This window comes from Enterobacter sp. fkY84-1 (assembly GCF_052974705.1).
In genome coordinates, this window is record NZ_CP169393.1 from 876,008 (window position 1) to 888,982 (window position 12,975).

Genomic DNA, 12,975 nt, shown 5'->3' on the forward strand with positions numbered 1-12,975 from the left:
ACCCCGCCTGAGCGGGGTTTTTTGTTTAGCCTTTGATGGCTTTCACCAGGTAATCAAGAATGTCGCCGGTCTTGATCATCTGTTTTTCGCCGCTGCGACGGTATTTGTATTCAATCTCGTCGCTGTCGAGGTTACGGTCGCCGATCACGACGGTGTGTGGGATACCGATCAGTTCCATATCGGCAAACATCACGCCCGGACGCTCTTTACGGTCATCCATCAGCACTTCGATACCCTGCGCACGCAGCTCGGCATACAGCTTCTCGGCCAGTTCCTGCACGCGGTAAGACTTGTGCATGTTCATTGGCAGAATCGCAACCTGGAACGGCGCGATGTTGTCTGGCCAGACGATGCCGCGCTCGTCATAGTTCTGCTCAATGGCGGCAGCTACCACGCGCGTCACCCCGATACCGTAGCAACCCATGGTCAGGATCTGGTTACGGCCATCTTCACCCTGAACAGCGGCGTTCAGCGCGCGAGAGTATTTATCACCCAGCTGGAAGATGTGACCGACTTCAATGCCGCGCTTGATCATCAGGGTACCCTGACCGTCCGGGCTTGGATCGCCTGCGACCACGTTACGGATGTCTGCTACTTCCGGCGTCGCCACGTCGCGATCCCAGTTGATGCCGAAGTAGTGTTTACCGTCGATGTTAGCACCGGCGGAGAAGTCGCTCATCGCGGCTACCGTGCGGTCAATAACAACAGGAACCGGCATATTCACCGGACCGAGAGAACCTGGGCCAGCATTGACCACGGCGCGGATTTCCGCTTCCGTTGCGAACGTCAGCGGGCTGGCAACCTGCGGCAGCTTCTCTGCTTTCACTTCGTTCAGCTCGTGATCGCCACGCACCAGCAGGGCAACCAGCGGGTAAGCGCTCCCTTCAGTGGCTTTCACCAGCAGCGTCTTCACGGTTTTTTCGATCGGCAGGTTGAACTGCTCAACCAGCTCGGCAATGGTTTTCGCGTTTGGCGTATCAACCAGCGTCATCTCTTGCGTTGCCGCAGCACGTGGTTCTTTTGGTGCCAGCGCTTCTGCGAATTCGATGTTCGCCGCGTAATCGGAAGAGTCAGAGAAGATCACATCGTCTTCACCGCTCTGCGCCAGTACCTGGAATTCATGAGATGCGCTACCGCCGATGGAGCCGGTATCAGCCTGCACAGCACGGAAATCCAGACCCATGCGGGAGAAGATTTTGCTGTACGCCGCGTACATTGCGTCGTAGGTCTCTTGCAGGGATTCCTGAGAGGTATGGAAAGAGTAGGCGTCTTTCATCAGGAATTCGCGAGAGCGCATGACGCCGAAACGCGGGCGAACTTCGTCACGGAACTTAGTCTGGATCTGGAAGAAGTTCAGCGGCAGCTGTTTGTAAGAGCTCAGCTCATTACGAATCAGGTCGGTGATGACTTCTTCATGCGTTGGGCCGAGAACGAACGGACGCTCGCCACGATCGACGAAGCGCAGCAGTTCAGGACCATACTGTTCCCAACGACCGCTCTCCTGCCACAGGTCAGCGGGCTGAACCACGGGCATGGACACCTCGATAGCACCGGCGTTGTTCATCTCTTCACGCACGATGTTTTCGACTTTTTTCAGGACGCGCACGCCGGTCGGCAGCCAGGTGTATAACCCGGAGGCCAGCTTGCGGATCATCCCGGCGCGCAGCATCAGCTGATGGCTGATCACTTCGGCGTCGGCAGGCGTCTCCTTCAGAGTGGAGAGCAGATATTGGCTAGTACGCATGTTGTTACGGTTCCATTTCGACGATTGGAACAGGCTGAAACACCAGCCTGACACAAAAAAAGTGGTTTAGTTTACCAGTGTGGCAAAGATGCCAAAAGAGAGGAGAACAAAATTACCTGGGTTCAAGGGCAAACACTTCAAAACCTGCCCCGGTGACGCGCCAGCGAACGTTAAAATCCAGCAGCCAGACGGCGTACGTTTTACCTGCTTCCTCTTCTTTACGGTAGGCCGGACGCGGGTCCTGTGCCAGAACTTCGGTGATGAAATCCCGTAAGCGAGGATAGCGTTTCTCCAGTTGGCCGAACTGAGCGGTTATCTCAGGCGTAAAATATACAGGCATGTCCGCCTGTGGGGCGTCCTGAGCATAACTTGCACGCGCGTCCGGAAGGGCTTCGGCGAAGGGCAAATAGGGTTTGATGTCGATCACCGGCGTGCCGTCGACAAGGTCCAGGCTACCTAACTCCAGTATCACCCGATCTTTCTGGCAGCGTATGCCTTTCAGTTCAACCAGTGACATGCCAACCGGGTTTGGACGGAAGGTCGAGCGCGTCGCAAACACCCCCATTCTCGCATTGCCGCCAAGACGAGGAGGACGCACGGTAGGACGCCAGCCGCCTTCCATCGTCTGGTGAAACACGAACACCACCCACAGGTGGCTGAATGCCTCAAGCCCGCGTACCGCATCGGCCTGATTGTAAGGCGCAATCAGGTGAAGTTCACCGCGTCCGCTGGTGACAAGACCGGGCTGGCGGGGGACGGCGAACTTCTCTTTGTAAGGAGAGTGGATAACGCCTATCTGCTCGAACTGAAATGCACTCATTTCGCCGTGATGTTCAGCGCAGAACCGATGCACACCGCCTGACGGTAGCAGCCCGGCGTGCCGCTGGTGACTTCACAGCTGTGCAGCAGGACCGCGTTGGCTTTCATTTTTGCGGCATTAATCTGCATGCGTTTACGCGCTGTCGGGATATTCGGTGGTGAGTCCTGATTGGTCGCCTGACAGGATTCGCCGCTCACTTCGCCCAGTTCACGGAACGGTTTACCGACGAGTTCATCCGCTTTCGTGATAATGCGAACCGGCGCAGGGCGTACCACTTTCGGTTTCGCAGGCTCGGTCTTTGGCGGGGTTGCCGTGCTTTGAACAGGTTCAACGGGAGATCTGCTTAGCATAGAACAGCCGCTCAGCATGAGTGCTAAAAGACAGATCGGTAAAGCACGCATAATATTTCCTCAATGGATAATCAAAACGTCAGATATTGAATCAGTTGACTGCACAAATGACAAGACGGGCATAAGCCCGTCCTGATGATATTACACTGAGGTGAGATTACCAGCCCTTAACAGCGCCGCCGTTAAACACTTTGTTGGCTTCCTGGTAAACTTCGTCAGACTGATAGGCCTGTACGAATTTCTTCACGTTTTCCGCGTCTTTGTTGTCTTCGCGAGTCACGATCAGGTTTACGTATGGAGAGTCTTTATCTTCAACGAAGATACCGTCTTTAGCTGGGGTCAGGCCAATCTGGCTGGCGTACGTGGTGTTGATAACGGCCAGGGCAATCTGCGCATCGTCCAGAGAACGTGGCAGCTGCGGTGCTTCCAGCTCAACAATTTTCAGATTTTTCGGGTTCTCGGTGACATCCAGAACGGTTGGCAGCAGGCCAACACCGTCTTTCAGTTTGATCAGGCCCACTTTCTGCAGCAGCAGCAGGGAACGACCAAGGTTAGTTGGGTCGTTAGGGACGGCAACCTGAGAGCCCGGCTGCAGCTCGTCCAGGGATTTAATTTTCTTAGAGTAACCGGCAATTGGATAAACGAAGGTGTTACCCACGCCCACCAGTTTATAGCCGCGATCTTTGATCTGTTGGTCCAGGTATGGTTTATGCTGGAAGGCGTTCGCGTCGATATCACCTTTGCTCAGCGCTTCGTTCGGCAGAACGTAATCGTTGAAGGTCACCAGCTCCACGTCCAGGCCATATTTCTCTTTCGCCACTTTCTGAGCAACTTCTGCGACCTGCTGTTCTGCACCTACGATAACGCCCACTTTAATGTGGTTCGGATCTTTTTCATCCTGACCGCAACCCACCAGTGCCAGAGAGCCGATCAGCGCGCCTACTGCTGCGAAGGTCTTTAATTTAAACGCCATGTTTTATCCTTAACTCGTAGAGTTTATGTTGTGTGTAACGTTATTTGTGCGTAACAGCCCGGACGATGCGATCGCCAGAGAACTGGATTAAGTAAACCAGAACAACCAGCAATACCAGAACGGTATTCATCACGGTCGCGTTATATCCAATATAGCCGTACTGGTAACCAATCTGACCTAAACCGCCCGCGCCTACGGCACCGCCCATCGCGGAATAACCGACCAGGGTGATAAGCGTAATGGTTGCCGCATTCACCAGCCCTGGCAGTGCCTCAGGCAGCAGAACCTTGCGGACGATCTGCATCGGCGTGGCGCCCATCGCGCGTGACGCTTCGATCAAACCGGTTGGGATCTCCAGCAGGGCGTTTTCCACCATGCGGGCGATAAACGGCGCAGCGCCTACGGTCAGCGGAACGATCGCCGCCTGCAGACCGATAGACGTTCCGACGATCACGCGGGTAAATGGAATCATCCACACCAGCAGAATAATGAACGGGATAGAACGGAAGATGTTCACCAGCGCAGAGAGCGTACGGTACAGCTTCGCGTTCTCAATGATTTGACCCGGACGCGTCACGTACAGCAACACGCCGACCGGCAGGCCAATCACAAAACCAAAGAAGCCAGAGACAAAGGTCATTGCCAGCGTTTCCCAAACGCCGCGAACCAGCAGCCACATCATCGGCTCAGACATAACCCAGTACCTCTACTTTTACGTGATGTTCTTGCAGCCAGGCAATGGCTGCCTGGGTTTCTTCTTGTGTGCCGTGCATTTCTGTCAGCATGATGCCGAACTTCACGCCACCGGCGTAATCCATCTGCGCGCTGATGATGTTGTTATTCACGTTAAAGCGACGTGCGGTTTCGGAAAGCAGGGGAGCATCAACGGACTGACCGGTGAACTCCATGCGCAGCATCGGGACGCTGTCAGCTGTTGCTTCTGTTTTCAGACGTTCCAAATAGTCTTCCGGAATATCCAGATGCAGCGTGGACTGGATGAACTGCTGCGCCAGCGGGGTTTTCGGATGCGAGAACACTTCGCTTACCGTGTCCTGCTCGATCAGTTCACCGTTACTGATGACCGCCACGCAGTCGCAGATGCGTTTCACCACATCCATCTCGTGCGTAATAAGGAGGATCGTCAGGCCCAGACGACGGTTAATGTCTTTCAGCAGTTCCAGAATAGAACGCGTGGTTGCCGGATCCAGTGCGCTGGTGGCTTCATCACACAGCAGCACCTTAGGATTGCTGGCCAGCGCGCGGGCAATGGCCACACGCTGTTTTTGCCCACCGGACAGATTTGCCGGGTAGCTATCCTGTTTGTCGCCCAGACCCACGAGGTCGAGCAGCTCGGTGACGCGACGCTTCACTTCTTCTTTCGGCGTGTTATCCAGCTCCAGCGGTAAGGCAACGTTGCCGAACACGGTGCGGGAAGCCAGCAGGTTAAAGTGCTGGAAGATCATGCCAATCTGACGGCGCGCTTTGGTGAGTTCTTTCTCTGAAAGGGCGGTAAGTTCCTGGCCGCCAACTTCTACGCTGCCCTGGGTTGGGCGCTCAAGCAGGTTAACACAACGGATCAGCGTACTTTTACCTGCACCCGATGCGCCAATGACGCCATAAATTTGACCAGCAGGAACATGCAGGCTGACGTTGTTCAGTGCCTGAATGGTTCGGTTCCCCTGCTGGAACACTTTGGTGATATTGGAAAGTTTAATCATTAGATTATTTTTATCGTATGTAAGTTAGCCGTGGCATTTTCTTCTGCCAGATACGGGTGATGACCGTAAACAAAACGGATGTTAAGGCATCCAGACGTCTAAATCAATCCAACTCTGTACGATGAGCACTTTATTGCGCTGCGATTCATGAGATACTAGCTGAACATGCCTTTTTCAGGAGCAAACCGGTGGCAAAATCAGTACCCGCAATTTTTCTCGATCGTGACGGCACTATTAATGTGGATCACGGTTATGTCCATGAGATTGATGAGTTCGAGTTTATCGAGGGCGTAATAGATGCCATGCGCCAGCTGAAAGAGATGGGCTATGCGCTGGTGGTGGTGACGAACCAGTCTGGTATTGCACGCGGTAAATTCACCGAAGCGCAGTTCGAGACGCTGACCGAATGGATGGACTGGTCACTTGCCGACCGCGGTGTGGATCTCGATGGCATCTACTATTGTCCGCATCATCCGCAGGGCACCGTAGAAGCATATCGTCAGACCTGTGATTGCCGTAAGCCGCATCCGGGGATGTTTATCTCTGCGCAGGAGTTCCTGCACATTGATATGGCGGCTTCTTATATGGTGGGCGATAAACTGGAAGATATGCAGGCAGCCGCAGCCGCGGGTGTAGGGACTAAAATATTAGTGCGTACCGGCAAGCCAGTGACGCCAGAGGCTGAGAATGCGGCGGATTGGGTGATTAATAGTCTGGCCGATCTGCCAAAAGAGATTAAAAAGCACCAAAAATAGCCTTTTTGGTGAAAAGGTGAGCGGTTGAAATAAAAATGCATTTTTCCGCTTGTCATTCCTCGGCGGCTCCCTATAATGCGCCTCCATCGACACGGCGGATGTGAATCACTTCACAGACAATGCGGTCGGTTGAAGAGAAAAAATCCTGAAATAACGGGTTGACTCTGAAAGAGGAAAGCGTAATATACGCCACCTCGCAACGGTGAGCGAAAGCCGCGTTGCACTGCTCTTTAACAATTTATCAGACAATCTGTGTGGGCACTCAAAGTGACATGGATTCTTAACGTCCTCGGACAAAAAAATGAATACCAAGTCTCTGAGTGAACATACGTAATTCATTACGAAGTTTAATTCACGAGCATCAAACTTAAATTGAAGAGTTTGATCATGGCTCAGATTGAACGCTGGCGGCAGGCCTAACACATGCAAGTCGAGCGGCAGCGGAAAGTAGCTTGCTACTTTGCCGGCGAGCGGCGGACGGGTGAGTAATGTCTGGGAAACTGCCTGATGGAGGGGGATAACTACTGGAAACGGTAGCTAATACCGCATAATGTCGCAAGACCAAAGAGGGGGACCTTCGGGCCTCTTGCCATCAGATGTGCCCAGATGGGATTAGCTAGTAGGTGGGGTAACGGCTCACCTAGGCGACGATCCCTAGCTGGTCTGAGAGGATGACCAGCCACACTGGAACTGAGACACGGTCCAGACTCCTACGGGAGGCAGCAGTGGGGAATATTGCACAATGGGCGCAAGCCTGATGCAGCCATGCCGCGTGTATGAAGAAGGCCTTCGGGTTGTAAAGTACTTTCAGCGGGGAGGAAGGCGTTGAGGTTAATAACCTCAGCGATTGACGTTACCCGCAGAAGAAGCACCGGCTAACTCCGTGCCAGCAGCCGCGGTAATACGGAGGGTGCAAGCGTTAATCGGAATTACTGGGCGTAAAGCGCACGCAGGCGGTCTGTCAAGTCGGATGTGAAATCCCCGGGCTCAACCTGGGAACTGCATTCGAAACTGGCAGGCTAGAGTCTTGTAGAGGGGGGTAGAATTCCAGGTGTAGCGGTGAAATGCGTAGAGATCTGGAGGAATACCGGTGGCGAAGGCGGCCCCCTGGACAAAGACTGACGCTCAGGTGCGAAAGCGTGGGGAGCAAACAGGATTAGATACCCTGGTAGTCCACGCCGTAAACGATGTCGACTTGGAGGTTGTGCCCTTGAGGCGTGGCTTCCGGAGCTAACGCGTTAAGTCGACCGCCTGGGGAGTACGGCCGCAAGGTTAAAACTCAAATGAATTGACGGGGGCCCGCACAAGCGGTGGAGCATGTGGTTTAATTCGATGCAACGCGAAGAACCTTACCTACTCTTGACATCCAGAGAACTTTCCAGAGATGGATTGGTGCCTTCGGGAACTCTGAGACAGGTGCTGCATGGCTGTCGTCAGCTCGTGTTGTGAAATGTTGGGTTAAGTCCCGCAACGAGCGCAACCCTTATCCTTTGTTGCCAGCGGTTCGGCCGGGAACTCAAAGGAGACTGCCAGTGATAAACTGGAGGAAGGTGGGGATGACGTCAAGTCATCATGGCCCTTACGAGTAGGGCTACACACGTGCTACAATGGCGCATACAAAGAGAAGCGACCTCGCGAGAGCAAGCGGACCTCATAAAGTGCGTCGTAGTCCGGATTGGAGTCTGCAACTCGACTCCATGAAGTCGGAATCGCTAGTAATCGTAGATCAGAATGCTACGGTGAATACGTTCCCGGGCCTTGTACACACCGCCCGTCACACCATGGGAGTGGGTTGCAAAAGAAGTAGGTAGCTTAACCTTCGGGAGGGCGCTTACCACTTTGTGATTCATGACTGGGGTGAAGTCGTAACAAGGTAACCGTAGGGGAACCTGCGGTTGGATCACCTCCTTACCTTAAAGAACCTGCCTTTGTAGTGCTCACACAGATTGTCTGATGAAAAACAGTAGTAAAAATCTCTGCAGGCTTGTAGCTCAGGTGGTTAGAGCGCACCCCTGATAAGGGTGAGGTCGGTGGTTCAAGTCCACTCAGGCCTACCAAATTTTCCCTGATACTGCGTTGCGGCAACGCTCACATACTGATGTATGCTTCGCGTTACCACGCCTTGTCTCAGGAAAAATTACCGGTACAGAGATTGCAAAACGATGGGGCTATAGCTCAGCTGGGAGAGCGCCTGCTTTGCACGCAGGAGGTCTGCGGTTCGATCCCGCATAGCTCCACCATCTTTTACTGCGAACCCAAGAAAACTTCAGAGTGAACCTGAAAAGGTGCACTGCGAAGTTTTGCTCTTTAAAAATCTGGATCAAGCTGAAAATTGAAACGACACATCTTTAAGGTGTGTTCGAGTCTCTCAAATTTTCGCAATCAGAAGTGAAACATCTTCGGGTTGTGAGGTTAAGCGACTAAGCGTACACGGTGGATGCCCTGGCAGTCAGAGGCGATGAAGGACGTGCTAATCTGCGAAAAGCGCCGGCGAGGTGATATGAACCTTTGACCCGGCGATGTCCGAATGGGGAAACCCAGTGTGATTCGTCACACTATCGTTAACTGAATACATAGGTTAACGAGGCGAACCGGGGGAACTGAAACATCTAAGTACCCCGAGGAAAAGAAATCAACCGAGATTCCCCCAGTAGCGGCGAGCGAACGGGGAGCAGCCCAGAGTCTGAATCAGCTTGTGTGTTAGTGGAAGCGTCTGGAAAGTCGCACGGTACAGGGTGACAGTCCCGTACACGAAAACGCACAGGTTGTGAACTCGAAGAGTAGGGCGGGACACGTGGTATCCTGTCTGAATATGGGGGGACCATCCTCCAAGGCTAAATACTCCTGACTGACCGATAGTGAACCAGTACCGTGAGGGAAAGGCGAAAAGAACCCCGGCGAGGGGAGTGAAAAAGAACCTGAAACCGTGTACGTACAAGCAGTGGGAGCACCTTCGGGTGTGACTGCGTACCTTTTGTATAATGGGTCAGCGACTTATATTCTGTAGCAAGGTTAACCGTATAGGGGAGCCGAAGGGAAACCGAGTCTTAACTGGGCGTTAAGTTGCAGGGTATAGACCCGAAACCCGGTGATCTAGCCATGGGCAGGTTGAAGGTTGGGTAACACTAACTGGAGGACCGAACCGACTAATGTTGAAAAATTAGCGGATGACTTGTGGCTGGGGGTGAAAGGCCAATCAAACCGGGAGATAGCTGGTTCTCCCCGAAAGCTATTTAGGTAGCGCCTCGTGAACTCATCTTCGGGGGTAGAGCACTGTTTCGGCTAGGGGGCCATCCCGGCTTACCAACCCGATGCAAACTACGAATACCGAAGAATGTTATCACGGGAGACACACGGCGGGTGCTAACGTCCGTCGTGAAGAGGGAAACAACCCAGACCGCCAGCTAAGGTCCCAAAGTCATGGTTAAGTGGGAAACGATGTGGGAAGGCACAGACAGCCAGGATGTTGGCTTAGAAGCAGCCATCATTTAAAGAAAGCGTAATAGCTCACTGGTCGAGTCGGCCTGCGCGGAAGATGTAACGGGGCTAAACCATGCACCGAAGCTGCGGCAGCGACGCTTATGCGTTGTTGGGTAGGGGAGCGTTCTGTAAGCCGTTGAAGGTGGCCTGTGAGGGTTGCTGGAGGTATCAGAAGTGCGAATGCTGACATAAGTAACGATAAAGCGGGTGAAAAGCCCGCTCGCCGGAAGACCAAGGGTTCCTGTCCAACGTTAATCGGGGCAGGGTGAGTCGACCCCTAAGGCGAGGCCGAAAGGCGTAGTCGATGGGAAACAGGTTAATATTCCTGTACTTGGTGTTACTGCGAAGGGGGGACGGAGAAGGCTATGTTAGCCGGGCGACGGTTGTCCCGGTTTAAGCATGTAGGCGGAACGATTAGGTAAATCCGGTCGTTTTTTAACGCTGAGGTGTGATGACGAGGCACTACGGTGCTGAAGTAACAAATGCCCTGCTTCCAGGAAAAGCCTCTAAGCATCAGGTAACATCAAATCGTACCCCAAACCGACACAGGTGGTCAGGTAGAGAATACCAAGGCGCTTGAGAGAACTCGGGTGAAGGAACTAGGCAAAATGGTGCCGTAACTTCGGGAGAAGGCACGCTGATATGTAGGTGAAGCCCCTGCGGGTGGAGCTGAAATCAGTCGAAGATACCAGCTGGCTGCAACTGTTTATTAAAAACACAGCACTGTGCAAACACGAAAGTGGACGTATACGGTGTGACGCCTGCCCGGTGCCGGAAGGTTAATTGATGGGGTTAGCGGCAACGCGAAGCTCTTGATCGAAGCCCCGGTAAACGGCGGCCGTAACTATAACGGTCCTAAGGTAGCGAAATTCCTTGTCGGGTAAGTTCCGACCTGCACGAATGGCGTAATGATGGCCAGGCTGTCTCCACCCGAGACTCAGTGAAATTGAACTCGCTGTGAAGATGCAGTGTACCCGCGGCAAGACGGAAAGACCCCGTGAACCTTTACTATAGCTTGACACTGAACACTGGTCCTTGATGTGTAGGATAGGTGGGAGGCTTTGAAGTGTGGACGCCAGTCTGCATGGAGCCGTCCTTGAAATACCACCCTTTAATGGCTGGTGTTCTAACGTAGACCCGTAATCCGGGTTGCGGACAGTGTCTGGTGGGTAGTTTGACTGGGGCGGTCTCCTCCCAAAGAGTAACGGAGGAGCACGAAGGTTAGCTAATCCTGGTCGGACATCAGGAGGTTAGTGCAATGGCATAAGCTAGCTTGACTGCGAGAGTGACGGCTCGAGCAGGTGCGAAAGCAGGTCATAGTGATCCGGTGGTTCTGAATGGAAGGGCCATCGCTCAACGGATAAAAGGTACTCCGGGGATAACAGGCTGATACCGCCCAAGAGTTCATATCGACGGCGGTGTTTGGCACCTCGATGTCGGCTCATCACATCCTGGGGCTGAAGTAGGTCCCAAGGGTATGGCTGTTCGCCATTTAAAGTGGTACGCGAGCTGGGTTTAGAACGTCGTGAGACAGTTCGGTCCCTATCTGCCGTGGGCGCTGGAGAATTGAGGGGGGCTGCTCCTAGTACGAGAGGACCGGAGTGGACGCATCACTGGTGTTCGGGTTGTCATGCCAATGGCACTGCCCGGTAGCTAAATGCGGAAAAGATAAGTGCTGAAAGCATCTAAGCACGAAACTTGCCCCGAGATGAGTTCTCCCTGAGACTTTAAGTCTCCTGAAGGAACGTTGAAGACGACGACGTTGATAGGTCGGGTGTGTAAGCGCAGCGATGCGTTGAGCTAACCGATACTAATGAACCGTGAGGCTTAACCTTACAACGCCGAAGGTGTTTCGGCGAAGAGACAGATTTTCAGCTTTGATACAGATTAACAGAATTTGCCTGGCGGCTTTAGCGCGGTGGTCCCACCTGACCCCATGCCGAACTCAGAAGTGAAACGCCGTAGCGCCGATGGTAGTGTGGGGTCTCCCCATGTGAGAGTAGGGAACTGCCAGGCATCAAATTTAGTAGTAAGCCGGTGCATTAATCCGGTGGTTACAAGCAGTCTTCGGTGGAGCGGTAGTTCAGTCGGTTAGAATACCTGCCTGTCACGCAGGGGGTCGCGGGTTCGAGTCCCGTCCGTTCCGCCACTTATTAAAAGCCCTGAGCTAACGCTCAGGGCTTTTTTCTTATCTGACGTTTAATTATTGCGAAATTAGCAAAAATCCTCTGCATTTTGCGATCTTTTTCTCTATAACACCGCCAGCGATAATCGTCCTCAGTTTACGAACATAATGATTGAGGAATAGTATGACTCTCCCTGCATTTGGTCTGGGCACTTTCCGCCTGAAAGACGACGTTGTTATCGCATCAGTTAAAACCGCACTCGAACTGGGTTATCGTGCTGTTGATACGGCGCAGATCTATGAAAACGAAGCTGCCGTTGGCCAAGCCCTCGAAGAGAGCGGTGTGCCGCGTAATGAGCTGTTTATTACCACGAAAATCTGGATTGAGAATCTCAGCAAAGACAAGCTGATCCCAAGCCTGAAAGAGAGCCTGAAAAAACTGCGTACTGACTACGTGGATCTGACGCTGGTCCACTGGCCATCACCGAACGATGCCGTCTCCGTGGAAGAATTCATGCAGGCGCTGCTGGAAGCGAAAAAACAGGGCTTAACGCGTGAAATTGGGATCTCCAACTTCACTATCCCGCTGATGGAAAAGGCCATTGCTGCTGTTGGCGCAGAAAATATTGCGACCAACCAGATTGAGCTCTCTCCATATCTGCAAAACCGCAAAGTGGTGGACTGGGCAAAACAGCATGGGATCCACATCACCTCATACATGACGCTGGCCTACGGTAAGGCGCTGAAAGATGAGGTGATTATCCGTATCGCCGAGAAGCATAATGCGACGGCTGCGCAGGTCATTCTGGCATGGGCAATGGGTGAAGGGTATGCCGTGATCCCATCATCCACTAAGCGTGAAAACCTGGCGAGCAACCTGTTAGCAACGGATCTTCATCTGGATGCTGACGATAAAAAAGCGATCGCAGCCCTGGAGTGCAACGATCGCCTGGTCAGCCCGGAAGGCTTAGCGCCAAACTGGGATTAAGTTTGACCCACCCTCTGTAACC

At 53.1% G+C, this 12,975-nt stretch carries 8 protein-coding genes, 3 tRNA genes and 3 rRNA genes; 8 read left to right on the top strand and 6 right to left on the bottom strand.

Features of this window, described 5'->3' with window-relative positions; all coding sequences use genetic code 11:
* Positions 1-25: 25 nt before the first annotated feature.
* The 6 genes from proS to metN all read right to left on the bottom strand — a co-directional run bounded on the left by proS (position 26) and on the right by metN (position 5,605).
* Positions 26-1,744 carry a proline--tRNA ligase gene (gene proS, locus ACEPLT_RS04080; RefSeq protein WP_025912202.1) on the bottom strand — a complete coding sequence of 573 codons (1,719 nt, stop codon included), beginning with the start codon at positions 1,742-1,744 and terminating at the stop codon, positions 26-28.
* A gap of 112 nt (positions 1,745-1,856) precedes the next feature.
* Complete coding sequence (tsaA, locus tag ACEPLT_RS04085) at positions 1,857-2,564, bottom strand: tRNA (N6-threonylcarbamoyladenosine(37)-N6)-methyltransferase TrmO (protein WP_032675982.1); 708 nt, start codon at positions 2,562-2,564, stop codon at positions 1,857-1,859.
* Positions 2,561-2,965 (bottom strand): Rcs stress response system protein RcsF, encoded by a 405-nt coding sequence (gene rcsF, locus ACEPLT_RS04090; RefSeq protein WP_008501883.1) that lies wholly within the window; start codon positions 2,963-2,965, stop codon positions 2,561-2,563. The genes tsaA and rcsF overlap by 4 nt, the downstream gene beginning before the upstream one ends.
* Before the next feature lie 106 nt (positions 2,966-3,071).
* The gene (gene metQ, locus ACEPLT_RS04095) at positions 3,072-3,887 is read right to left on the bottom strand and encodes a methionine ABC transporter substrate-binding lipoprotein MetQ (RefSeq protein ID WP_014168729.1); all 816 of its coding nucleotides are present in this window, start codon (positions 3,885-3,887) and stop codon (positions 3,072-3,074) included.
* A gap of 40 nt (positions 3,888-3,927) precedes the next feature.
* Complete coding sequence (locus tag ACEPLT_RS04100; protein ID WP_003856130.1) at positions 3,928-4,581, bottom strand: methionine ABC transporter permease MetI; 654 nt, start codon at positions 4,579-4,581, stop codon at positions 3,928-3,930.
* Positions 4,574-5,605 (bottom strand): methionine ABC transporter ATP-binding protein MetN, encoded by a 1,032-nt coding sequence (gene metN / locus ACEPLT_RS04105; RefSeq protein WP_008501880.1) that lies wholly within the window; start codon positions 5,603-5,605, stop codon positions 4,574-4,576. The genes ACEPLT_RS04100 and metN overlap by 8 nt, the downstream gene beginning before the upstream one ends.
* A 188-nt stretch (positions 5,606-5,793) precedes the next feature.
* On the opposite strand from metN, the gene gmhB reads away from it, so the two are divergent.
* The 8 genes from gmhB (at position 5,794) to dkgB (ending at position 12,953) form a co-directional block, all read left to right on the top strand.
* Positions 5,794-6,360, top strand: coding sequence for a D-glycero-beta-D-manno-heptose 1,7-bisphosphate 7-phosphatase (gene gmhB / locus ACEPLT_RS04110; protein ID WP_008501879.1), 567 nt, complete (start codon positions 5,794-5,796; stop codon positions 6,358-6,360).
* Positions 6,361-6,729: 369 nt separating this feature from the next.
* Positions 6,730-8,271 (top strand): 16S ribosomal RNA (locus ACEPLT_RS04115).
* A 69-nt stretch (positions 8,272-8,340) separates the two neighbouring features.
* Positions 8,341-8,417: transfer RNA gene (locus tag ACEPLT_RS04120), tRNA-Ile, on the top strand.
* 107 nt (positions 8,418-8,524) lie between these two features.
* Positions 8,525-8,600 (top strand) — tRNA-Ala (locus ACEPLT_RS04125).
* Between the two features lie 170 nt (positions 8,601-8,770).
* Positions 8,771-11,675 (top strand): 23S ribosomal RNA (locus ACEPLT_RS04130).
* A 65-nt stretch (positions 11,676-11,740) separates the two neighbouring features.
* Positions 11,741-11,856 (top strand): 5S ribosomal RNA (gene rrf / locus ACEPLT_RS04135).
* The 16S, 23S and 5S rRNA genes sit together here with 3 tRNA genes alongside, the layout of an rRNA operon.
* A gap of 56 nt (positions 11,857-11,912) precedes the next feature.
* Positions 11,913-11,989, top strand: a tRNA-Asp gene (locus ACEPLT_RS04140).
* A gap of 160 nt (positions 11,990-12,149) precedes the next feature.
* Positions 12,150-12,953 carry a 2,5-didehydrogluconate reductase DkgB gene (gene dkgB, locus ACEPLT_RS04145; protein WP_008500284.1) on the top strand — a complete coding sequence of 268 codons (804 nt, stop codon included), beginning with the start codon at positions 12,150-12,152 and terminating at the stop codon, positions 12,951-12,953.
* The last annotated feature ends 22 nt before the right edge of the window (positions 12,954-12,975 follow it).